The organism is Microbacterium candidum (genome assembly GCF_030315975.1).
Taxonomy (GTDB): domain Bacteria; phylum Actinomycetota; class Actinomycetes; order Actinomycetales; family Microbacteriaceae; genus Microbacterium; species Microbacterium candidum.
In genome coordinates this window covers 511,165-535,301 of sequence record NZ_JASXSZ010000001.1, presented here as the reverse complement: position 1 = coordinate 535,301, position 24,137 = coordinate 511,165, and the positions used below count along the sequence as shown (strand labels likewise).

Below are 24,137 nucleotides of genomic sequence, written 5' to 3'. Positions count from 1 at the left end.
CCGGCGCTACCAGATCACGGATCTGGAATTGCCCGAACCGCCTGGTCCGCTGTACCCGACCCACACCGGGCTGCCGGTGTAGCCGGTGTAGCAATACAGCTGGACCGACCCGTTCGCGGGGACGTAGTAGGTGTTGTAGCTCCATGAACCGGTGTTGTCGTGGCAGTTCAGCGTGTAGTTCCCGGCGACCCAGTTCTTCACGTTGAAGACCACATAGGCGCACCCCGAGGTCGAGCAGTCGGAGGTGTACACGGACGGTCCGCGGCTCGCCCATGAGTCGGGCTGCGGTGGGGGCGGCGGATCGACGGTGCGGGCGGATGCCGAGGCCGTCGTCGTCTGCCCGGCCGCGGTCGTGTGCACCGTGATCGTGTGCGTCTGGCTGTAGGGGTAGCTGCGCGTGATCGACCCGCTCGCGTTGCTCGAGGCGGCGGCGCCATCGATGAGCACCTGCGTCGTGATGTCTCGACCGTTGCGAGCCGGCGAGCTCCACGAGAAGGTGATCGAGGTGCCGTTGGCACCGGCCGTCGCCGTCGGATTGCCGATCGGCCCGTACGGCTGAGCCGCGTTCGACTGCGCCGACCCGTTCCCCGAGTACGTCACGCCGTCGAGCGTCGTGTATGCGCGCACCGAGATCTTGTACGTGCCGTTGTTGTTCACGTGCCCGTTGCCGATGACCCCGGTGATCGTGGCGCCGGTGCCCGAGCCCCCGCTCACCCAGTCGCCGAGCCACGCTCCGCCGTTGACGGAGTACTGGTACTTGACCTCGGATGCCGTGGCCCCGTTGCCATCCGCCGCGGCGAACGACACGGTCACCTGGTTGTTCCCGTCGGTCGCGGTGGGCGTCCCGGGGGTGCCGGGGGTCGCGAAGGCGCGGCGCGGCGCCGACGTCGGGCTCCACGCACCGGGGCCCGCCTTGTTCGAGGCGCGCACGCGGAACGTGTAGTCGGTCGTCGAGTTCGGCAGGTTGATCGCCTGCGACGTCGACGTGCCCGCCACCGTGAGGGAGTTCACGACGTTCGTCCCCTGCATGACGTCGAGCTGGTAGTTCGCGATCGCGTCGCCGTTGTTCGCGGGGGCTGCCCAGTCCACCTCGATCTGCGACTGGGTGCCGAGCGGCTGCAGACGCTGCGTCGTCGGCTGCGCGGGCGCGGCGGGAGGAGCCGCGGGGATCGTCGACAGCGAGTAATCGCTCCAGCTCGACGGATCCGGCGCGAGGTTCCGCGCCTGCACGCGCACCTGGTAGGCGGTGCCGTTCTCGAGGCCCGACCACGTGATCGAGTTGCCCGTCACACCCTCCTGCTCCGCGACACCCGAGGGCGGTGCCGGCGAGATCTGCAGGTTGTACGACTGCACGGGCGAGCCTGGCGTCGACGGCGTCGCCCACGACACCTTGATGCTCTTGTCGCCGAACACCGTCGTCGGCGCCTGCGGCGTGTCGGGACGCGCGTCGGGGCGGGCCGTCTGGCTCGGCAGCGACGGGTCGGACGTGCCGACGCTGTTGGTCGCGGTCACCGTGAAGTTGTACTCGACGTTGTTCGTCAGCCCGTCGAGCGTGCACGTCGTGGACGCGCACTGCTTGCTGTAGCCGCCGGCGACCGACTGCACGGTGTAGCCCGTGATCGGCGCGCCGTTGTCGACCGGCGGCGTCCAGTTGAGCACCACGGTGCGGTCCTGCACGCTCGTGACGGTCGGCACCCCGGGCTGGCCGGGCCGGCCCTGGACGGTGAGCAGGATGCGGCCCTCGACCTCGCGGTCCGGGTCGCCGGTCGCATCCTGGACGCGATAGCGGACGACCATCTGGCCGACGTAGTCCTTCGCGATCGCGACGTCGACCTTCGAGCCGTTCACGGTCGCGGTGCCGGAGCCTGTGGCGACGGCCGCGGCGAGGAGCTTCAGCGGCTTGTCCGGGAACGGGTTGAAGTCGTTGTCGAGCACGGAGACCGACACCGTCGTGCCCTGGTGCGCCTGGTCGACGACGTCGTCGTTCGCGGTCGCGAGCGGGCGCGTGGATGCCGCGACGGTGACGGTCACCGTCCCTTCGACGGGCGTCGTGACGCCGTCGGTGAGACGGATGCGCAGAGTCGCGACCGTCCCCTTGGGCGTGCTCGCCTCCGCGCTCACCTTGAGCGTGCCGCCGTCGATCGACGCGCTGACGCCCTGCGGCGTCCCGCCCTCGATCTGGTACGTGACCTTCGCCAGGTCCCCCTTGTCGGGGTCGCTCGTGAGGCCGCGCAGATCCAGCGAAGATGCCGTCTCGCCGGGGGCGACGCTCAGCTGGCCGTTGATGAAGGTCGGCGGCTGGTTGTCCGGCGGGAGCACCGTGATCGGGATCGTCAGCGTCGCCTTGTGCCCGTTGGGATCGTCGGGGCCGGTGCCGTCGGTGACCTCGAACGTCAGCGCGTCAGGACCGAAGTAGCCCGGCGCCGAGGTGTACACGAGCGTCGTCGCGTCCTTGGCGAGCGAGCCGCCGTTGCTGTGCACGGCGGAGACCTTGGCCGCCTCGGTGAGGATCACCCGGCCGCCGCTCGCGGAGCGCACGTACTGCGCGAGTGGGAGCTCGATGCTCTGACCGCTCTTGACCTCGACCGCGCTGGTGGAGACGAGGCTCGGCGGCAGCGAGTTCTTGCCGGGCACGTGGATGAAGGCGGACCCGGTCAACCCGTCGGGGTCGGTGACCGTGTACATGATGAGCTGGTCCGCATCCGTCAGCGTCACGTGCACCTTGCCGCCGGACACGACGCGGACGCCGGGGTCGTCGAACGTCAGCTTCAGGTCGGAGACGGTGCCGTCCGGATCTTCGTCGTTCGCGAGGACGTCGATGTCGGCGCCGCCGTTCTTCACGTCTGCCGCGCCCACGTAGTCGTCGCGCGCGATCGGCGGGACGAGGGGCACATCGGCCTTGACCGTGATCTGCACGACACCGATCGCCTGTGCGCCGTGCGCGTTGCGGATCGTGTACTGCAGCGAGGTCTGCTCGGGATGGTTCGGCGCGGTCACCTCCACACGGGAGCCCACGACCTTCGCGGTGAAGTCGGCGTTCTGCGGCAGGATCAGGCCGTTCGCGACGAGCCCGATCTGGTCGCCGTTGGGGTCGGAGTCGTTCGCGAGGACCGGGACGGAGATGGTGCGGCCCGGACGCACGGTCACGGCATCCTTCACCGCGTACGGCGCCTGGTTCACGGTCGGCGACGGCGCGATGCCGACGCGGATCGTCGCCGTCGCCTCGGCGCCGAGGCGGTCGCGGACCCGGTAGGTGAAGCTGTCGCCGCCGAACGCGGTGTCGAACGCCTGATAGACGATCTCGGCGGGGCCGACGCTCACGACGCGGCCCTGCGACGGGGCCGACGCGATGCCCTCGAGCGTGACGGAGTCGCCGTCGGGGTCGATCCCGTCGAGCGGCACCTGGATGTGGACGGTCGTCCCGGCGAGCACGCGGGCGACCAGCTCCTTGGGCTGCGGCGCCTGGTTCGTCTCCTTGTTGACGGGCACCACCTGGATGGTGATGTACGCGGCATCCTTCTGTCCGGAGTCGTTCACGACCTCGTAGGTCGCATGCACCGTGCCAGGGGTGTCGGATGCGCGGAACCGGACGGTGTCCTGGGCGACGAAGATCTCGCCCGACTTCGGGTCGGGAAGCGGTGCGACGAGCTGCGGCACGACGTGGAGCGTGCCGCCGTCGGGGTCGGTGTCGTTCTCGAGGACGGGGATGGTGACGACGTCTCCGGCGCGCACGACCGCGGTGTCGTCCCGGGCGACCGGCGGCCGGAGGACCGACGGTGCGGGCAGCGGGATGACGACGATCGAGCCGTTCGCGGATTTGCGGCCGTTCGAGATCGTGTAGCTCACGATCACCTGGCCGGCGGCCATCCCCTGGTCGCCGATGCGCACGGTGTCGTGGTTCAGGACCGCGGCGGTCACGCCGGAGCCCGCCGGGACCTGCACAGATTGGACGACGAGGATGCCGCCCGACGGGTCGGAGTCGTTCGCGAGGACGTTGACGAGCGTCTCGCCGCCCGCGTGGACGAGCGCGATGTCGCGCACCGCGACCGGCGGCAGGTCGCTCTGCGCCGAGTCGATGACGTCGACCCGGACGACTCCGGCTGCGGTCGGCGATCCGGCCGCCACGAGGTACTGCACGTAGTAGGTGCCGACGATGTCCGAGCGGACCGTGAAGGTGCCCGCGTTGTAGTCGGGCGTGAGCGTCAGCCCCGGCACGTTGTCGATGCGGGTCAGCCGCAACGGCTCGACGCCCGTCGTGTAGTCGTTGGCGAGCGGCGAGACCGTCGCGGTGTCGCCGGCGCGGACGACGATGTGGTCGGCGTTCGCGACGGGCGACGTCGAGCCCGCCGTCAGGACGTTGACGTGAAGGACTCCGGTGCCGACCTTCGAGCCGTCGGACACGTGGAGCGTGAGATCGCGCGGACCGAGCGCACCGCTGACGGCACGGTAGGTGATGGTCCCGTCCGGCGTGAACTGCACCTCGTCGCCCTTGGGCGCTTCGACGCCGAGGAGCATCATCTCGTCGCCGTCCGGGTCTTTCCAGTCCGGCAGGACGTTGTAGGAGAGGGTGCCGCCGGTCTCCATCGTGAGCGTGGTCTGCCGGCTCTGCACCGGGGCGCTGTTCTCGCTCCAGGGGTGCACCGTGAGGGTCACCGTGGCCTGCGATGTGCCGCCGCGGCCGTCGTCCGCCGTGTACTTGAAGGAGTCACCGCCGGTCGCGTCGGCCGGGACGGTGATCTGCAGGGCGCCGCCGTCCTGGATCCGCTGGATCGTCCCGAGGCGCGTCGTGGGCGGGGCGGATGCGGTGAGCACGTCGCCATCCGGATCGGTGTCGTTCTCCAGCACCGGCAGGATCGTCGTCCGGCCCGGGCGGACACCGTAGTCGTCGGGGTTGGCGGTCGGCGGGTGGTTGATCTCGCTGCGCTTGGGGAGGGACGTCTGCACCGTCTGGTCGGTCTGGTCGTCGGTCTGCTGGTCCTTGCCCTCCGGCGGGGTCACGTCGTCCCAGTTGTCGACCCGTTGCAGCTTTCCGCTCACCGCCCACGCGGTGCCGCCGGCGACGTCGTTGAGCACGACGACATCGCGATTCGTGCGGAACAGCAGCTTGGCGCTGCTCGTCGCTCCCGGCACCGCCTTCACCAGGTCGTCCCCGGCGCCCGGGCACTCGCGCACGAAACGCGCCGACCCCGACCACACGCCGTACGAACAGCCGGCCAGCTGCACGGGCGCGGCGGCCGTTCCGGTGCCGCCGGCGGACTTCTTCTGCACCGCCGACCCGTCGAAGGGCACGCGCAGGAGTGCGTCGGAGGTGGCGATGACGACGCCGTCGGCGTCCGGCGAGGGCTGCTGCAGCACGGCGCCGTCCGGGCGGTCGATCGTCGCCTTGAGGCCGTCCTCGGTGAGCACGGTGCCGCTCGTCGCATCCAGCACGACGGCCGTCGCGCCCACCGCGGTGATCGTCGGCTTCGCCTTGTCGCCGAGATCGCCGAGCCCGTGGCGGGCAGGCTGCCCCGGCTGCCCTTGCGGGTCGGTCGGGATGTCGACGATCTCGCGCGTCTTCGCCGACACGGCGTGCACCGTGCCGTCGGTGCCGACAGCGACATCCGCCCCCGGTCCGAGGTCGACGACGGGCTTGACCTTCGCGGCGTCGAAGGATGCCATCGTCGAGGCAGGCACGATGCGCAGCTCCCCGTCGTTCAGCACCGCCACCGTGGAGCCGCCGAGCACGACCTTCGCTCCCGCGGGGAGGTGCCCGCTGCCGCCCAGGGTGACCATCGCGGGGTCGACGACCGTCGCGGTCGACGCCGAATCGTCGACGACCACCACGGTGTTGCCCGACTGCAGGACGTCGATGTTCCGGGATGCGGCGCGCACGCCGCCGTCGAGCAGCTTCGACTGGTCGTTGAAGTGGCCGACGAGCATCGCACTGGTCTTCGTCACCCAGACGCCGCCGTCGTTGAGATCGACCTTCGCCGTCGGCATCCCCTGATACAGGAACGCCATCGTCGTGAGCGCCACGGCCGCGACCGTGACGATGCCGCCGGACGCCAACGCGCGCGGGCGCGCGCGAAGCCAGCCGAACACCTTCATACTGGGGACCTCCGGGTGGGGCGAGGGCTTCCCGATGACCGCCTGATCAGAGGCGGAAAGGGGATGGGAAGCCGTTACACCATATCCCGGACTATCAGCGCATCAGAAACTCCGGCATGGGTCCTTCTCCCCATCCCCCTCACTCCGCGTCGTTGCGCGCGACGCCACCGTGCTCGAACGGTGAGACCACCCCGACGTATGCCAGATGCGTCACCATGCCGAGCGCCGCGTGCTCGAGATTGTGGCAGTGATCCATCCAGATCCCGCGGTTGTCCGCGACGAATGCGACCTTCCAGACCTGGCCCGGAAGCACGTCGAACGAGTCGAGCCACAGGGGCGCCTGGGGCTTCCGCCCGTCGACGGAGAGGACGAGGATGCGGTGCCCGTGCGGGTGCATCGGATGGACGTCGAACCCGCGGTTCACGATCGTGAGCTCGACGGTGTCGCCCTCCCGCACGACCGTCGGCGGGATCTGCGGGTACACGGCGCCGTCCACCGTGTATGCGTATCCCGGGCCGTCCTCGGTGAGCCGAGGCAGGCGATCGAGCACGAGCGTGTCTGTCACGGCGAACGCCCTCCCCGACCACGCGGGGAACGCGCCGTCCCCGTAGGCGAGCGGGTCGAAGGTCCTCGTCGTGGGGGTCGCCTTCGGCGGTTCGGCATCCTTGCGGGTGACGAATCCGAGGTACGCGTTCGCGGATGCCGCGTCGTCGATGCGGGCGCCGCCCTCCGGCATCGTGAACGCGACGTCGTATCGGCCTCCTGCCGGGATCTTGAGGCTCTCGCCTTTCACGTCCGTGGGCGTGCCGACGTCAGAGCCGTCGATCGCCGCGACCCGGAACGACGTGCCGCTCACCGTGACCGTGTGCGTGAGCTGGTCGGTGTTGATGAGCCGCACCCGCACCGGCGTGCCCGGCGCGACGGTCCGGATGTCGGGCCTGTCGGTGCTCCCGATGACGAGGGTGCGACCGAATGTGTGCAGGGCGGCGGTGACGTCGAGGCCCTTCTCCGCCGCCTTCGGATGCACGACGAACGTGCCGTAGAGGCCCTTCACGACGCCCGTGGAGGAGACCTGGTGCGTGTGGTACCAGTAGGTCCCCGGCACCGTGGCGACGAAGCGGTAGGTGAACGAGCCGCCGGGACGCACCGCATCCTGGGTCACGCCCGCCACCCCGTCGTCGCCGTTCGGGACCGGATAGCCGTGCCAGTGGATCGTGACGCCATCCGCGATGTCGCGGTTGCGCAGGGTGACCTGCACGGTGTCGCCGACGGTCGCCTCGATGGCCGGGCCGCCCAGTTCGCCGTAGCTCCAGACCGGGATGACGGTCCCCGACGGCAGGGTCGCGTCGGACTGCCGCGCCTCGAGCGTCGTCTCGACGTCGGGCTTCGCCGTGGACGTGTCGCGCAGGTTCGTGACGGACGTCGGCGCACCGCTGCCTGGGTAGCCCTGGAGCGGGCTCTCCCCCGTCACCGCCGCGGCGCTCGCGCCGTGCTGATGCGCCGCGGCGACGAGCGGGTCCGGCTGCGACTGGGCGACGATCCCGGCGGTGGCCGCGGCGATGACGACGGCCGCCGATCCCGCGATGACCGCCGCGAGCGGGCGACGGCTGCGGGTCTTCGCCTGCGCGAGCGCGACGATCGCGGTCGCCCCGGCGACGAGGAGCCACACCGCGCCGATCGCCCACGGGGACGCGGGTGCGCCGATCGCAAGGGCGGTGACGAGCCCGGCGGCGGATGCGGCGCATCCCGCCCACGCGGCCGTGCGCGTCGGCGACGACGCATGCGTGCGGGCCGGAGAGCCCGCTCGGCGCAGATCGCGCAGCAGCGATACGGCGAACCACACGAGCGCGATGAGCGACAGCGGGAGGGATGCCTCGACCCGGTCCGCGGCGAACCACCAGTCGTGCGCCCACAGCCCTGCCGTCGTGGCCGCCGTCCCCAGCACGACGACCACGGCGCCCATGGCGGGGGCCCACCACCCGATGCGGGTGATGGGCCCCCGAGTCGTGGCCACCGTCGCCCAGGTCCCCGCTCCCGCCAGCCCCAGTGCGAGGGCGACGACCTGCAGGACGGTGGCGGTCACTGTGCGAGCGTCGCCGGCTCGGCGTCGGTGTCGGAGTCGGTGTCGGTGTCGGCGATGGGCTCGGCGGCATCCTTCTTCTTGTCGCTCACACCCGGAAGAGTGCGGAACGCGAGCAGGAAGGCACGCCGGGCGATGACAGATGCCGTGAACAGCACCGCCAGCCCGTTGACGACGTGCAGGCTGACGACGGCGACCGCCGCGAACGGGACGTTCTGCGTCTCCGGGCCGAGGCCGAAGATCAGCCCGGTGAGGATGAAGATGATCGTCTGGAACGCGAGCAGAAGGATGGCGAGTGCCGTGTACCAGATCGTCCTCTTCCCCTCGCGCGCGATGGCGGCGAGGATCAGGCTCAGGATGAAGAGGATCGGCAGCACCATGCGCCCGTTCGTGGCGTGTGCCGCGAATCCCGCCTCCTCCTGGTGGCTGAACAGGCCGACGCCGGCGAGGTAGAACTGCGTGACGATCGCCGCCACGACGATCATGCTGAAGGCCGAGTAGAACTTGCGCATCATGGTTTCCCCAGATTCTGTGAGTGCGCGGGCGCGGGGGTGCGCCCTTTCATCCATCAAGAGCAGTTATTCGTGCGGCTGATACCTCCTCCTCGATTCCCTCCACGACGAGCCCGACGGAGTCGTATCCGGCCAGCAGTCGCTGCACCTCGGCGACGCGGCCCCGCATCCGGTCGTCGGCGAGCGCTCGGTCGGCTCCCCGCCGGATGGCTCGCACGCTCGGGGTCTCGGTGCGGAGGTCCACGGCGAGGCCGCGGTACGCGAGCCGCGCATTGATGTCGCCCTTGCCCTCACGCGTCCCGGCGGTGAGCATCGGAACACCGTGCGTCAGCGCCAGCAGCACTCCCCCCATCCCGCCGTTCGTGACGTAGAGATCCGTGGTCGCGAACGCGCGCTCGAAGTCCATGAAGTCCTCGACGACGACGTCCGGGCCGGCGAAGCGCCGGCGCAGCTCGTCGGTCCGCATCCCGCCCGTCGCGGCGACGATGAGCGCGCCGCTGCCGCGCAGCGCTTCGATCGTCGGGACGATGAGCTTCTCCGGGTCTGTGTCGACCGTCCCCTGCGTGACGACGATCACGCGGCCGGGCCACGAGGCGATCCGCGGGTCGAGCGGTACGGCCGTCCGCCGCGGCTGCGGGAGGAGGGCGCCCACCCACTCGTTGTTCGGCGGCAGCGCCAGGCCGGGGAACTCGAGCTCGGGGATGCCGACGACGAATGTCCGGCGGGCCGCATCCGGCTGCATCGTGCAGTCCATGAACTCCGCCTCGCCGATCGGCGGGAGCCCCTCGTCGGCGAGCACCGCATTGAATCGGTCGGTCCCCTGCCGCCCGCTCGCGATCACCACGCTCCGCGCGATGCGGTTGACCACACGGCCGACGGCGGTTCGCGGGGGCCGCAGGCTGAAGAACGGCGTGACGTCGCCGGGGTTGCGCACCGACGGGGCTGCGATCGAGCCTTGCGCGAAGACCGGGACGCCGAGCTTCTTCGCGACGAGATAGCCCGCGTAGAAGGCGCCGTCGATGAACATCGCGTCGAAGGGGAATCCTGCCCGGATGGCGCGGACGTCGTCGAACATCGCGCGCACCGGGCGCGAGAAGAACGCGTCGGCATCGAAGGCGATCGCCTTCGGCCCGTGCAGACGGGCGCGCTCGGGGAACAGCTCGTTCAGGTTGTCGGCGGTGATCTCGACCGCCTCCCGGTACGGGATGACCGGGATGCCGAGGGCCTCCGCCTTCGGCCCGTAGATCGGCCCGGCGTACCACCGCACGTCATGGCCGCGCTCGTGCAGCCGGACGGCCGGCGCGGTCAGCGGATTGAAGTGACCGGCGGCCGGAACGCTCGCGATGAGGATGCGCATCTGACGCTCACCTTTCCCGAGTGGCGGCCGCGTGCGCGTGTCGTCGCCCGTCCCAGGATGTGATCAAGTAGCCTGATATTCAGGCATCCTTCTTATAGGCGGTAGTGTGACACCCTCGGAACCCGAGCGCAAGACCCCGGATCATCGCGTCAACACGATCGCGATGCTGGGGCAGGCGTACAGCCTGCTCGGATTCCGGATCGTCGACGGCGTCGTCGGCGCCGGCTACCCGCAGAAGCCGAAGCACTCCGCGGTGTTCGCGCAGCTCGGGCCCGAGGGGGCGCGGCTGACCGACCTCGCCCGCGGGGCGGGAATGACACCGCAGGCCATGGGCGAGGTCGTTGACGAGCTCGAAGAGCTGGGGTACGTACGACGAGAGCCCGACCCGGCCGACCGGCGAGCGAAGAGAGTGATGCTGACACCCCTCGGGATCGACTGCGTGCGGGCGGCCGTCACGACCATCGACGGCATCGAGGCGGACATCGAGTCCGTCATCGGAGCAGACGGTCATGCGCGGCTGCGTGAACTGCTCGCCGCGCTGCTGGCCGGCTGATCGCAGGCGCGCTGTGCCCGTGCGTCAGGCTGCACCGGTCATGCGCGCCAGCATCCTGCGACGTGGTCGTCGACCATGCCGGCCGATTGCATGAGCGCATACAGCGTCGTCGGCCCGACGAACCGGAAGCCGCGCTTGCGCAGCGTTTTGCTCGCCGCCTCCGACTCGGGGGTCGTGGCGGGCACCTCCGCGAAGGAGGCGGGTCGCCTGCTCGTGGGCGCCGGGGCGAACGACCACATCAGAGCGTCGAGCTCGCCCTCATCCATCGCCACCACGATCTTCGCGTTGGAGATCGCCGCCTCGATCTTGGCGCGATTGCGGACGATGCCGGCATCCCCCATCAGCCGTTCGATGTCGCCCTCGTCGAACGCGGCGACGATCTCGGGTTCGAAGCCGCTGAACGCGGCCCGGAACGCGGGGCGCTTGCGCAGGATCGTGATCCAGCTGAGGCCGGCCTGGAACCCCTCGAGCGTCAGCTTCTCGTAGAGCGGCCGGTCGCCGTGCAGAGGCGTGCCCCACTCCTCGTCGTGGTAACGCGTGTACTCCGGATCGCTGCCGGCCCACGCGCACCGGGCGCGGCCGTCTTCGCCGGTGACGAGGTCGCTCATGCGCCCACCCTAGTGATGCGCGCCGACACGTGCGGACCCGGCACCTACCCCCGTGACCTGCCCCAGATGTGCGCGACACGCCTGGCGTGTCATACACCTGGGGCAGGTCATCGAGGCGCGTGGGCCCACGTGCTCGGCGTACGCTGATCGGTGGCGACGGAGCCGGCATCATCCGGCACGCCGCATCCCGGTCCACTCCCACAAGGAGAACAGATGAAAGCCCTGCTCAAGCCCGCTCCCGGCCCCGGATTCGAATGGGTCGATCGCCCCGAACCCGAGATCGGCCCGTCGGACGTCAAGATCCGCGTGCTGCGCACCGGCATCTGCGGCACCGACCTCCACATCCTCGGATGGGACGACTGGGCGGCGTCGACGATCAAGACACCGCTGGTCCCGGGCCACGAGTTCAGCGGCGAGGTCGTCGAGGTGGGCGAGCTCGTGCACGACATCTCGGTCGGAGACTTCGTGTCGGGCGAAGGGCACATCGTGTGCGGCATGTGCCGCAACTGCCGCGCCGGACGCCGGCAGATGTGCATCCGCACGCAGGGCGTGGGCCTCCACCGCGACGGCGCGTTCGCGGAGTACATCGTCATCCCGGGCGCGAACGTGTGGGTGCACCACGCGCCGATCGACCCGGACGTGGCCGCGATCTTCGACCCGCTCGGCAACGCCGTCCACACAGCACTCGCGTTCAACGTCGTCGGCGAGGACGTCCTGGTGACCGGATGCGGCCCCATCGGCCTCATGGCGATCGCCGTCGCCCGTCACGCCGGCGCCCGTTTCATCGTCGCGACCGACATCAGCCCGGCCCGCCTCGAGCTCGCGAAGGGCATGGGCGCAGATGCCGTCGTCGACGTGTCGCGGGACTCGATCGGCGATGTGCAGCACGCCCTGAAGATGCGCGAGGGCTTCGACATCGGCCTCGAGATGAGCGGTGCGCCTTCCGCGCTGTCCTCGATGATCGACAACATGACCCACGGCGCGCGGATCGCGATGCTGGGCCTGCCGAGCGAGCCGTTCCCCATCGACTGGGGCAAGGTCGTCACCCACATGCTGACCCTCAAGGGCATCTACGGCCGCGAGATGTTCGAGACGTGGAACTCGATGAGCGCCATGATGCAGACGAGCGAGGTGCTGCGGAACCGCGTGGCATCCACCATCTCGGACCGCTACCCTGCCCGCGAGTGGGAGACCGCGTTCGCGGCGGCGAAGTCGGGCGGCGTGGGCAAGGTCATCCTGGACTGGACGGAGATCTGATGTACGGAGATGTGCGTGCGCAGCTGCGCGGAGAGCTCGACGACATCGAGGAGGCGGGCCTGACGAAGCGGGAGCGCGGCATCCGCGGTCCGCAGGCGGCCCTCGTGGACGTGGCGGATGCGGAAGTGCTGAACTTCTGCGCCAACAACTACCTCGGACTCGCCGACGACCCGCGCATCGTCGCTGCCGCGCACGCGGGCCTCGACGAGTGGGGCTACGGGATGGCGAGCGTGCGGTTCATCTGCGGCACGCAGGATCAGCACCTCGCTCTCGAGCAGCGACTGGCCTCGTTCCTCGGCTACGACGACGCGATCCTCTTCTCCTCGTGCTTCGACGCGAACGGCGGCGTCTTCGAGGTGCTGTTCGGAGCGGATGACGCGATCATCTCCGACGAGCTCAACCACGCGTCGATCATCGACGGCATCCGCCTGTCGAAGGCCCGCCGCCTGCGGTACAAGAACCGCGACATGGCGGACCTGGAGGAGCAGCTGCGTTCTGCCTCGGATGCGCGTCGGCGGGTGATCGTGACGGACGGCGTCTTCTCGATGGACGGGTACTTCGCCCCGCTCGAGGAGATCTGCGACCTCGCCGAGAAGTACGACGCGCTCGTCTTCGTCGACGACTCGCACGCCGTCGGCTTCGTCGGCGCCGGCGGGCGCGGCACCCCGGAGCGCGCGGGGGTGATGGACCGCGTCGACATCACGACCGGCACCTTCGGCAAGGCGCTCGGGGGCGCCTCCGGCGGATATGTCGCCGCCCACCAGGAGATCGTCGACCTCCTGCGCCAGCGCGCGCGGCCGTACCTGTTCTCCAACTCGCTCGCACCGTCGATCGTCGCCGGGACGCTGGTTGCGCTCGACCTGCTCGCGTCGTCGGGCGAGCTGCGCGAGCAGCTGGAGCGCAATGCCGCCCAGTTCCGTGCCGGGATGGAAGCCGCGGGCTTCGACCTCCTGCCGGGTTCGCATCCGATCGTGCCGGTGATGTTCGGGGATGCGGTGCTCACCGGCCGCATCGCGGCCGAGCTGCAGAAGCGCGGCGTGTACGTGACGCCGTTCTCCTACCCCGTCGTGCCGAAGGGGCAGGCGCGCATCCGCGTTCAGCTGTCGGCCGCGCACACCGAGGATCAGATCCGCCGCTGCGTGGAGGCGTTCGCCGCCGCCCGCGACGCCGTCGCCTGAGCCCCGGACCACCCATACCGGGCCCACATTCGCCCCGGGGCTCGCTCTGTCCCTCCCTCGGTTCGCGTCGAAACAGGGGGAACCCGTCGAAACAGGGTGGCGTGCACCCTGACTCAGCCCGAACCCCCGGTCTCGATGAGACCGGGGGTTCGTGCGTGCCGTGCGTGCGGCGTGCACCGCGTGCGGGCCGGCTCAGCTCTCCGCGGGCTGCTCCGCGACGCCGTCGACCGGCGCCTCGGTCGACTCAGCGACGTCCTGGCCTCCGACCAGGGCGTCGAGGTCGGCGTCGAGCTCGGCCGCGGCCTGCTCGAACTGGGCCTGATACAGGCGCCAGTACGCGCCGTGCGCGGCGATGAGCTCGTCGTGCGTGCCCTTCTCGACGATGTCGCCGTGCTCCATCACGAGGATGAGGTCGGCGTCGCGGATCGTCGAGAGCCGGTGCGCGATCACGAACGATGTGCGGCCTTCACGAAGGGCCGCCATCGCATGCTGCAGCAGCAGCTCCGTGCGCGTGTCGACCGAGCTCGTCGCCTCGTCGAGGATCAGCACGGCGGGCTGCGCGACGAACGCGCGGGCGATCGTGATGAGCTGCTTCTCGCCCGCCGAGACGTTCGACGCGTCTTCGTCGAGGACGGTGTCGTAGCCGTCCGGCAGCGAGTGCACGAAGCGATCGACGCGCGTCGCGACTGCCGCCGCGGCGACCTCGTCGTCGGTCGCCGACTGGCGCCCGTACCGGATGTTCTCCCGGATCGTGCCGGCGAACAGCCACGGGTCCTGCAGCACCATGCCCGTGCGCGAACGGACGTCGTCGCGCGTGAGCTCGGCGATGTCCTGCCCGTCGAGCAGGATGCGCCCGCCGTCGAGCTCGTAGAACCGCATGAGCAGGTTGACGAGCGTCGTCTTGCCGGCGCCGGTCGGACCGACGATCGCGACCGTCTGCCCGGGCTCGACACGGAACGAGAGGTCGCTGATCAGCGGGCGCTCGGGCGTGTACGAGAACTTCACGTGCTCGAACTCGATGACACCGTTGCCCTCGACGAGCGCCGGTGCGTCTGCCGCATCCGGCTCCTGCTCGTCGGCGTCCAGCAGCTCGAAGACGCGCTCGGCGGACGCCGTGCCCGACTGGACGACGGCGGCCATGCCGCCCAGCTGCGACAGCGGCTGGGTGAACTGCTGCGAGTACTGGATGAACGCCTGCACATCGCCGAGCAGCAGCGAGCCGTTCGCGACCATGATGCCGCCGACCACCGCGATGCCGACATACGTGAGGCTCCCGATGAACTGCATGCCGGGCATCATGATGCCGGACAGGAACTGCGCCTTGAAGGCGGCCTGGTAGAGCTCCTCGTTCTCGACTCCGAACTTCTCGGCCGAGTCGACCTCGCGGCCGAACACCTTCACCAGCGCGTGGCCGGAGAACGACTCCTCGACCCGGGCGTTGAGGCGTCCGACCTTGTTCCACTGCGTGGTGAACGCCTTCTGCGATCGCGGTCCGATGACGCCGAAGATCACGCCCATGAGCGGAAGAGCGACGAGCGCGATGAGCGCCAGCTGCCACGAGATCGAGAACATCATGATGAGGACGCCCACCACGGTGAGCACCGAGGTCAGTGCGCTAGAGAGCGACTGCTGCATCGTCTGGGTGATGTTGTCGATGTCGTTCGTGACGCGCGAGATCAGCTCGCCGCGCTGCACCTTGTCGAAGTACGACAGCGGCAGACGGTTGATCTTCGCCTCGACGTCTTCGCGCAGCTGCCACATCGTGCGGACCATGATCACGTTGATCACATAGCCCTGGATCCACGACAGGAACGACGATGCGACGTAGATGACGAGCACCCACACGATCACGATGCGCAGCTGGTCGAAGTCCACACCCGCGCCGGGCGTGAAGTTCTGGAACGCCGCGATCATGTCCGCGTACTGGCTGTTTCCGCTCTTCTTGGCGAATTCGACCGCCTGCTCCTGCGTGATCCCGGCGGGGAACTGCTTCGAGACGACTCCCTCGAAGATGATGTTCGTCGCCTGGCCGAGAACCTTCGGTGCGATGACGGCGAGCACGACGCCGACGGCGCCGAGGATCGACACGAACGTGAAGGCCCAGGCGTGGGGCTTCAGCAGACCGATCATGCGGAAGAAGCTCGCGCGGAAGTTCTTCGCCTTGCCGGGCTTGACGCTGTCCCAGTCGCCGGACGACTGGCGGGCCTGCTCGGCCATCTCGGCCTCGAGGATCTCCTCCTCGGTGGGGATGTCGGGCGTGCTCATGCGTCCACCCCCAGCTGCGACTCGACGATCTCGCGATACGTCTGATTGGACGCCACGAGCTCCTCGTGCGTACCGATGCCTACCATACGGCCGCCGTCGAGCACGATGATGCGGTCGGCGTCGGTGATCGTCGACACGCGCTGCGCGACGACGATCTTCGTCACATCGGGCAGCTCCCTCCACAGCGCTTGCCTGAGTCTTGAGTCGGTCGCGAGGTCGAGTGCGGAGAACGAGTCGTCGAAGACGAGGATGTCGGGCTGGTGCACGATCGCCCGGGCGATCGCGAGGCGCTGGCGCTGACCGCCGGACACGTTCGTGCCGCCCTGCGCGATGCGGCCGTCGAGCCCACCCTCCATGTCGGCGACGAAGTCGCGACCCTGCGCGATCTCGAGCGCATGCCACAGGTCGGCGTCCGTCGCCTCCTCGCGCCCGAAGCGGAGGTTCGACGCGACCGTGCCGGTGAAGAGGAACGGCTTCTGCGGGACGAGTCCGATGCCCTTCCACAGCAGGTCGAGATCGGCATCGCGCACGTCGACGCCCGCGACGCGGACGGTGCCGCTGCTCACGTCGAAGAGGCGCGGGATGAGTGAGACGAGCGTCGTCTTGCCGGCTCCCGTCGACCCGACGATCGCGACGGTCTCACCTGGCTCGGCGCGGAAGGTGATGCCGGAGAGCACCGGCTCCTCGGCGCCCGGGTAGGTGAACGACACGTCGTCGAACTCCACGGTCCCGCGCTGCGGGAACGACGCGACGCCGTCCTCCGGACGCTCGAGGGTCTCGCGCACGTCGAGCACCTCGCCGATGCGCTCGGCCGAGACGGCTGCACGCGGGATCATGATCGTCATGAAGCTCGCCATGAGCACACCGCCGAGGATCTGACCGACGTACTGCATGAACGCGAACAGCGTGCCGATCTGGATCTCGCCCGCGTCGACGCGGATGCCGCCGAACCAGATGACCGCGACCATCGTGATGTTGAGCACCAGCATCGCGAGCGGGAACAGCAGGACGAACAGCGAGCCGACGCGGCGGCCGATGTCCATGATGTCGGTGTTGGCCAGGCGGAAGCGCGCCTCCTCGATGCGCTCGCGCACGAATGCGCGCACGACGCGCACGCCGGTGAGCTGCTCGCGCATGACGAGGTTCACGTTGTCGAGCTTCACCTGGTAGACGCGGAAGAGCGCCACCATCCGGCTCGCGATGATGCCGATCAGGATGAGGATCGCGCCGACCGAGACGGCGATGAGCCAGCTCATGCTGGGGGCCTGCTGGACCGCCATGATGATGCCGCCGATCGCGAGCACGAGGGCGCTCACCAGCATGCTGAAGCCCATCATCGCGAGCATCTGCACCTGCTGCACGTCGTTCGTGTTGCGGGTGATCAAGGTGCCGGCGCCGAACCGCGACACCTCGCGCTCGGAGAACGAGCTGACCTTCTTGTAGACGTCACGACGGATGTCGCGACCCGTGGCCATCGCGACGCGCGCCGCGAAGTAGGTGGCGATGATGGCGGCCACGATCTGCGCGAACGCGACGACGAGCATCAGCGCGCCGTGCGACCAGACGTAGCCGATGTCGCCCTTCGTGACGCCCTGATCGATGATGTCGGCGTTCAGGCGCGGCAACGTCAACGTTGCGTAGGCCGACGCGAACTGGAACACCAGGATGCCGACGATCAGCCAGCCGTAGGGTTTCAAATAGCGCAGGAGGATTTTCCAAAGCATTGGCTCAGCCTGACACGATCCTCCGACATCCTGCAGGGTCGGAGGGCGTCTATTCGCTGTCAGCGGAACATCAAGCCGAGCCCCGGATTTCTTGCACGGAGTCCGGAAAACAAGGGCGCGACCGGTCGCGTGCAGAACTCCTCAGATCCGATGCGGAGCAGCCCGAATAGGCGGCCGCGATGCGATCGGCGCCGGATCTGAGGAGTTCGTGCCGCGTGGTCAGTGCTTCTTGAGCGACTTCTCCGAGACGGGAGCCTCGCCGGAGGCGGCGAGCGCGGCGTAGTAGGCGCGGGCCTCCTCCTGGCGGGCGGTCTCCGCGCCGGTCGCGATGGGCGCACGGACGTGCTCGGGCTCGAAGCCCCATGCGTCGACGAGGTCCTGCGCATGCGGCCGCAGACGGGTCAGCAGACGGTCGATGTACGACGAGACCGCGGCTGCGCGCTGCGTCGACAGGCGCCCGTTGATGAGGTGCCATGCGAGGTGCTTCTCCACCAGGGAGAGACCGAAGAGGTCGCGCAGCCACGTCAGGACCTCGCGCGTGCCCGGATCCGTCACCGAGGTGATGGCGTCCGTGAACGCCTCCCACTGCAGCAGTTCGCCGTGGGCGCGAGCGGCCTCGATGAGCTCCGACTGGTTCTCGTTGAAGACGGCGGCTGCCTCGGCGGGCGAGAGCTTGGATGCGGGGCGCAGGCGCGCCGCGATGTCCGCCACCATCTGCTGCACGCGGCCGGCGAGCAGCTCGTGCTGCTGGTCGGCGCGCAGGCCGCGCTCCACGGAGCGTGCGGTCGATCCGAGATCGCCGACGGCCTGGCCGAGCTGGCGGAGCCCGGCGCCGTGGAACACCTTGCCCGCGGTCTGGCCGACGGCGAAGCGGGCGAGGGCCGCCGCATCCTTCCCCTTGAACTGCTTGGCGTAGTCGCTCAGCAGCCGCTTGCCGACGAGCTGCAGCAGGATGTTGTTGTCGCCCTCGAACGTGACGTAGATGTCGAGGTCCTGGTGGAGGCCGACGAAGCGGTTCTCGGCGATGAACCCGGCGCCGCCGCACGCCTCGCGCGACTCCTGGATCGTGTCGAGGGCGTGCCACGTGGACAGCGGCTTCAGCGCCGCGGCGAGGGTCTCGAGGTTCTCGCGCTCGTCGGGGGTGTCGGTGCGACCGCTGAAGACGCCGTCGAACGTGCGCAGCAGCTCGTCGTGCGCGAACGCCTGCGCGTAGGTCTGCGCGAGGCGCGGCAGAAGGCGCCGCTGGTGCCTGGCGTAGTCGAGCAGCACGACCTCGGGCGTGCCCGCGCCGGAGTCGAACTGGCGGCGCTGGTTCGCGTACGTGATCGCGATGGTGAGGGCCAGGGCGGATGCGGTGGTCGACGCGCCGTCGAGCGACACGCGACCCTGCACCAGGGCGCCGAGCATCGTGAAGAAGCGGCGGCCGGGAGACGGGATGTCGCTGGAGTACGAGCCGTCCGCGGCCACGTCGCCGTACCGGTTCAGCAGGTTGGTGCGCGGGATGCGGACGTGGTCGAACGTGATGCGCCCGTTGTCGATGCCGTTTAGCCCGCCCTTGACTCCGTCGTCCTCGGTCGTGATGCCGGGCAGGTCGGCGCCGGACTCGTCGCGGATCGGCACGAAGAAGCAGTGCACGCCGTAGTTCACGCCGCCCGTGATGAGCTGCGCGAAGACCGTCGCCGCGCGGCCGTGCAGGCCGGCGTTGCCGAGGAACTCCTTCGTCGCCGCGCGGAACGGCGTGTTGATCACGAACTCCTCCGCGTCGGCGTCGTACGTCGCCGTGGTGCCGATGGCCGCGACATCCGAACCGTGCCCGATCTCGGTCATCGCGAAGGCGCCGGGCAGGGCGAGGCTGATGACGTCGCGCAGCCACGCGTCGTGGTGCGGCTTGGTGCCGAGCTGGTAGATCGCCGAGCCGAACAGGCCCCACTGCACGCCGGACTTGATCTGGATGCTCGGGTCGGCGAGCACGACCTCCTCGAAGCCGGCGATGTTGGCGCCGTTGTCGCCGAGGCCCCCGTACTCCTCCGGGAAGGCACGGCGCGAGCCGTTGTTGTCGACGAGCACGTGCATGGCCTGGAGGGCGCGCTCGCGGTGCTCCTCCATCGACATCCCGTCGACGCGCCAGAACAGCGGGTCCTTGATGAGCTCGCGGGCCTCGCGGCGCGTCGCCGCCCACGTTCCGAGCAGCATGTCGTTCACGAGCGCCTGATCGATGCGCGCCTCGTGCGCCTCGGCAGCGGTGTGCGGGGCAGTGGGGGCACCGCCGGCGGGCGTGTGACGGGACTTCGCGGGCGTGTGCGGACGGACAACGGCGTCGACCATGACGGGACCTTTCAAGGACGGCTGGGGATGCGTCAACGGTAGGACTCCCACAAACCGAATGCGAGTCGGTTGGTCTTACTGCACAAACGTCAGCGGCCGCGAGCGCGCGATCGGTTGTGGAGTCCTGCAAACACCGCCCGCGGGCACCCTGGTCGTAGAACCTGCTGCGCACTCCGGCCTACCCTGATGCAGTGGAACACGACATCCTCTCCCTCCTCCCCGACGGCACGACGGTGGATGCCGACGGCACGCTGCGGCTCGGCGGATGCCGCGTCGACGACCTCGCCGCGAAGTTCGGGACGCCCGCGATCGTCGTCGACGAGGGCGCTCTGCGCGCCCGCGCCCGCGAGTACCGCGACGAACTCACCGCACGGTGGCCGAACGCCCGCGCGGTGTTCGCGTCGAAGGCGTTCCCGGCGACCGCGGTCCAGCGCGTCATGGTCGAGGAGGGCCTGGGCCTCGACGTCGCCGGAGGCGGCGAGATCAAGAGCGCCCTCCGCGCGGGCGTCGCCCCGGCGCTCATCGTGCTGCACGGCAATGCCAAGTCGACCGAGGAGATCGAGCTCGCCGTCGCGGCCGGCGTCGGGCTCGTCGTCGTCGACAACGCCGACGACGTCGACCGGCTCGAGGCGATCGTCCCGGTGGGGAGTCGTCAGGGCGTGCTCGTGCGGATCGTGCCGGGGGTCGAGTCATCCACCCACGCTCACGTGCAGACCGGGCAGGTGGGCTCCAAGTTCGGGCTCACGCCGCCCGCCGCGAGCGCCCTGATCGACCGCATCCGGCGGAGCGATCGCATCGAGATGCGGGGCGTGCACGCGCACGTCGGCTCGCAGATCATGGATCCCACGGAGCTCGCCGCCGCCGTGGCGCCGCTCGCCGCGATGGGCGAGTTCCCGGTCTACGACCTCGGCGGCGGGCTCGGCTCGCGCTACACCTACGGCGAGCGCCCGGCATCCGTCGCCGAGTATCTCGATGCGCTCATCGGAGCTGCCCGCGACCACCTGCCGGCGTCGGCGGAGCTCATCATCGAACCGGGGCGCAGCATGGTGAACGGGGCGGCCGCGACGCTGTACACCGTGACGACGGTCAAGCGGGATGCGCGCACCTTCGTCGCCGTCGACGGCGGAATGGGAGACAACCTCGAGGTCGCGCTGTTCGAGCAGCGATACGAGGCGGCGCTCGCGCAGCGGCTGGGCGAAGAGGCGACCGAGGAAGCCGTCATCGTCGGGCGGCACTGCGAGAGCGGCGACGTGCTCATCGACCCGATCACCCTGCCCGAGGCGCGCGTCGGGGACCTGCTCGTCGTGCCGGCCACAGGTGCGTACACGCACACGATGGCCAACAACTACAACGGCTACCGTCGCCCGCCCGTCGTCTTCGCGCACGACGGCGAAGCCCGCGCGGTCATCCGGCGCGAGACATGGGACGACCTCTTCGCCCGCGACCTGGTCGACTGAGCGCTGCGCCGCGCTGCTCGCCGCGCGCCCCGCGGACGCTGCCGCCGGGTGTCTTGCGGGCTCTGCTCGCTGGGAGGATGCTGTGAGGCACTTCGGTCGCCGACGACCGTCGCCGTCTCACAGTGAGGAGCGGACATGCCCACCGTCGCCCAGCAACTGTTGCGCCGCAAGCCCACGACGCCTCCCGGTGCCGAGGAAGTCCATCTGAAACGGAGCATCGGGCTCTTCTCGCTCACGATGATCGGCGTCGGCGGCACCCTCGGCACCGGCATCTTCTTCATCCTGTCCGAGGCCGTGCCCGCCGCCGGCCCCGCCGTGATCTTCTCGTTCGTCATCGGCGGGATCGTGGCCGGCCTCACCGCCCTCTGCTACGCCGAGATGGCCGGCGCGGTACCGGTCTCCGGTTCGACCTACTCCTACGCGTACGCGACGCTCGGCGAGGCGACCGCCATGGGCGTCGGCGCGTGTCTGCTCCTCGAGTACGGAGTCTCGACCGCCGCGGTCGCGGTCGGCTGGTCGCAGTACGTCAACCAGCTCCTCCAGAACGTGTTCGGCTGGCAGCTGCCCATACAGCTCTCTCAAGCCCCCGAACAGGGCGGGATCGTCAACATCCCCGCCGTCATCGTCATCGTGCTGTGCTCGCTGCTGCTGATGCGCGGGGCGAGTGAGTCGACGACCGTGAACAGCATCATGGTGGTCATCAAGATCGCGGTCGTGCTGTTCTTCTGCGCCGTCGCCTTCACCGGATGGAACGCCGACCACTTCCAGAACTTCGCCCCGGCCGGCTTCGCCGGCATCATCGGCGGCGCCGGCATCATCTTCTTCTCGTTCGTCGGATTGGATGCCGTGTCGACAGCCGGTGAGGAGGCGAAGAACCCGAAGCGGAACCTGCCTCTCGCGATCATCTTCGCGCTCGGCATCATCATCGCCCTGTACGTCCTGACCTGCCTCGCGGCTCTCGGTGCGCAGGCGCCGGCCAAGTTCGCCGGTCAGGATGCCGGGCTCGCCGTCATCCTGCAGAACATCCTCCACTCGAGCTGGCCGGGCACCGTGATCGCGATCGGGGCGATCATCTCGATCTTCTCCGTCACCCTCGTCGTCCTGTACGGGCAGACCCGCATCCTGTTCGCGATGTCGCGCGACGGCATGGTCCCGAAGGTGTTCGCGAAGGTCAATCCGCGGACGGTGACACCGACGCAGAACACCGTCATCGTGATGATCGTCACCAGCATCCTCGCCGCGGTCATCCCGATCAACTTCCTCGCCGAGATGACCTCGATCGGCACGCTCGTCGCGTTCCTCGTCGTCTCGCTGGGCGTCATCATCCTGCGGGTGCGCGAGCCGAACCTCGAGCGCGGCTTCCGGCTGCCGTTCGGCTGGACGATCCCGATCCTGTCGATCATCGGCTGCATCGCGATCATCACGCAGCTCCAGCCGATCACGATCATCGTGTTCGTCGTCTGGACCGCCGTGTTCCTCATCTACTACTGGTTCTACGGTCGCACCCACTCCGAGCTCGAGGTCGGCCACCCGGTCGTACCGGATGACGACGAGGTGCCGTACACCTCGAGCGTCCTGCAGCCGTCGCCCGGCGAGCAGCGCCGCGCGGCCGCCCGGCGCAAGAAGGAGGGCGAGGGATGAGTCTCCTCGTCGGGGTCAACCCGGGGCACCGCTCCGCCTCGGTGCTCCACCTCGCCGCAATGCTCGCGCGCTCGGCCGGCACGGATCTCATCGTCGCGGCCGTCGTCCCGCAGACATGGCCGCCGTCGGCGGCGCGCGTGGATGCGGAATGGCAGAGCTACGCCCGCGACACGGCGAACACGGTGCTCGACCACGCCGCCGCGGTGCTGGGCGACAGTGTGCGCGCCGAGTACCTGCTCGTCGAGGCGTCCTCGGCCAGGCGCGGCCTGCTCGAGCTCGCCGAGGCGCGCGGCGCCGAGCTCATCGTCGTCGGCTCGTCGTCGGCGGGGTCGTTCGGGCATGTCGCGCTCGGGTCGGTGAGCGACGCCCTGCTCCATGCATCCCCCGTTCCGGTCGCCGTCGCGCCGCGCGGCTTCCGCACCCGCGGGCAGGCGCGCGTCGGACGGGTGACCGCCGCGTACGGCGGGACGGATGCCGCGGCCGACCTGGTGATCGGAGCCGCCGGCATCGCGGCCCAGGTCGGAGCTTCGCTGCGCATCGCGTCGTTCGCCGTCGCTCCGGCGGTCTCGGGCACGTCGCGCACCGGCATCGGCTCGGAGCGCGGCGTGATCGACGAGTGGGCGAACGAGATCGGGGAGCACACCGCTCAGCTGCTCTCGGATGTCTCCGCCCTGCCGAACCATCCCGAGAGCGCCGAAGCCGTCGTGGGCCTCGGCGACTCGTGGGCGGCGGCGATCGAGGACATCGAGTGGAACGACGACGACGTGCTCGTAGTCGGATCGTCCTCGCTCGGCCCCGTCGCCCGGGTGTTCCTCGGATCGCACGCGACGAAAGTCGTGCGCCACTCCCCCGTGCCCGTCGTCGTCGTGCCGCGGCGGCAGTCCGAGGAACTGGCCGCTCGCGCCGAGTTCGGCTGAGGCCGGCCGGTTTCCGGACCTGAGCCCCCCCGGTCCCCGAGCCTGTCGAGGGGTCGTCGCCGCTCCACAGGTACGACCCATCGACGGGCTCGGGGACCGCATCCCTGTACTTCGAACGTCGGAACTCCGCCCCATAGACGGAGAATCGCGCGGGACTCCTCCGGGTCTTGCGC

General features: G+C 69.6%; 14 protein-coding genes. 6 read left to right on the top strand and 8 right to left on the bottom strand.

All coding sequences use genetic code 11. The features are described 5' to 3' along the window. Nucleotides 1–6: 6 nt before the first annotated feature. From QSV35_RS02520 to QSV35_RS02505, 4 genes are all read right to left on the bottom strand, one after another. The gene (locus tag QSV35_RS02520; RefSeq protein WP_286286386.1) at nucleotides 7–6,090 is read right to left on the bottom strand and encodes an Ig-like domain-containing protein; all 6,084 of its coding nucleotides are present in this window, start codon (nucleotides 6,088–6,090) and stop codon (nucleotides 7–9) included. 139 nt (nucleotides 6,091–6,229) lie between these two features. Continuing rightward, on the bottom strand, nucleotides 6,230–8,173 hold the full coding sequence (locus tag QSV35_RS02515; RefSeq protein WP_286286384.1) for a multicopper oxidase family protein: 1,944 nt from the start codon (nucleotides 8,171–8,173) through the stop codon (nucleotides 6,230–6,232). Next, the gene (locus tag QSV35_RS02510) at nucleotides 8,170–8,685 is read right to left on the bottom strand and encodes a DUF6220 domain-containing protein (RefSeq protein ID WP_286286383.1); all 516 of its coding nucleotides are present in this window, start codon (nucleotides 8,683–8,685) and stop codon (nucleotides 8,170–8,172) included. Before QSV35_RS02510 ends, QSV35_RS02515 begins: the two co-directional genes overlap by 4 nt. A gap of 46 nt (nucleotides 8,686–8,731) precedes the next feature. Beyond that, a complete protein-coding gene (locus QSV35_RS02505) occupies nucleotides 8,732–10,039 on the bottom strand; it encodes a glycosyltransferase (protein ID WP_286286381.1) in 1,308 nt (435 codons plus the stop codon). Nucleotides 10,040–10,145: 106 nt separating this feature from the next. Here QSV35_RS02505 and QSV35_RS02500 point away from each other — a divergent pair, with 106 nt between their 5' ends. Further along, nucleotides 10,146–10,592 carry a MarR family winged helix-turn-helix transcriptional regulator gene (locus QSV35_RS02500; RefSeq protein ID WP_286286379.1) on the top strand — a complete coding sequence of 149 codons (447 nt, stop codon included), beginning with the start codon at nucleotides 10,146–10,148 and terminating at the stop codon, nucleotides 10,590–10,592. 38 nt (nucleotides 10,593–10,630) lie between these two features. Here QSV35_RS02500 and QSV35_RS02495 read toward each other — a convergent pair whose 3' ends face one another. Next, nucleotides 10,631–11,200, bottom strand: a complete 570-nt coding sequence (locus QSV35_RS02495; protein WP_286286376.1) for a DNA-3-methyladenine glycosylase I — start codon at nucleotides 11,198–11,200, stop codon at nucleotides 10,631–10,633. 213 nt (nucleotides 11,201–11,413) lie between these two features. Between QSV35_RS02495 and tdh the strand changes: the two genes are divergently transcribed. Further along, nucleotides 11,414–12,457: an L-threonine 3-dehydrogenase gene (tdh, locus tag QSV35_RS02490; RefSeq protein WP_286286374.1), complete on the top strand. Its 1,044-nt coding sequence runs from the start codon at nucleotides 11,414–11,416 to the stop codon at nucleotides 12,455–12,457. Next, the gene (locus QSV35_RS02485) at nucleotides 12,457–13,635 is read left to right on the top strand and encodes a glycine C-acetyltransferase (RefSeq protein WP_286286372.1); all 1,179 of its coding nucleotides are present in this window, start codon (nucleotides 12,457–12,459) and stop codon (nucleotides 13,633–13,635) included. Before tdh ends, QSV35_RS02485 begins: the two co-directional genes overlap by 1 nt. A 192-nt stretch (nucleotides 13,636–13,827) precedes the next feature. Here QSV35_RS02485 and QSV35_RS02480 read toward each other — a convergent pair whose 3' ends face one another. From QSV35_RS02480 to QSV35_RS02470, 3 genes are all read right to left on the bottom strand, one after another. Further along, entirely contained in the window at nucleotides 13,828–15,900 is a 2,073-nt protein-coding gene (locus tag QSV35_RS02480; RefSeq protein WP_286286370.1) for an ABC transporter ATP-binding protein, read from the bottom strand. Next, nucleotides 15,897–17,624, bottom strand: coding sequence for an ABC transporter ATP-binding protein (locus QSV35_RS02475; protein ID WP_286286368.1), 1,728 nt, complete (start codon nucleotides 17,622–17,624; stop codon nucleotides 15,897–15,899). Before QSV35_RS02475 ends, QSV35_RS02480 begins: the two co-directional genes overlap by 4 nt. Nucleotides 17,625–17,843: 219 nt before the next feature. Beyond that, nucleotides 17,844–19,949: an acyl-CoA dehydrogenase family protein gene (locus QSV35_RS02470; RefSeq protein WP_286286366.1), complete on the bottom strand. Its 2,106-nt coding sequence runs from the start codon at nucleotides 19,947–19,949 to the stop codon at nucleotides 17,844–17,846. Between the two features lie 191 nt (nucleotides 19,950–20,140). Between QSV35_RS02470 and lysA the strand changes: the two genes are divergently transcribed. From lysA to QSV35_RS02455, 3 genes are all read left to right on the top strand, one after another. Then, entirely contained in the window at nucleotides 20,141–21,406 is a 1,266-nt protein-coding gene (gene lysA, locus QSV35_RS02465) for a diaminopimelate decarboxylase (RefSeq protein ID WP_286286364.1), read from the top strand. Between the two features lie 135 nt (nucleotides 21,407–21,541). After that, nucleotides 21,542–23,047: an amino acid permease gene (locus QSV35_RS02460; RefSeq protein ID WP_286286363.1), complete on the top strand. Its 1,506-nt coding sequence runs from the start codon at nucleotides 21,542–21,544 to the stop codon at nucleotides 23,045–23,047. Continuing rightward, complete coding sequence (locus QSV35_RS02455; protein WP_286286361.1) at nucleotides 23,044–23,964, top strand: universal stress protein; 921 nt, start codon at nucleotides 23,044–23,046, stop codon at nucleotides 23,962–23,964. Before QSV35_RS02460 ends, QSV35_RS02455 begins: the two co-directional genes overlap by 4 nt. Nucleotides 23,965–24,137 lie beyond the last annotated feature (173 nt).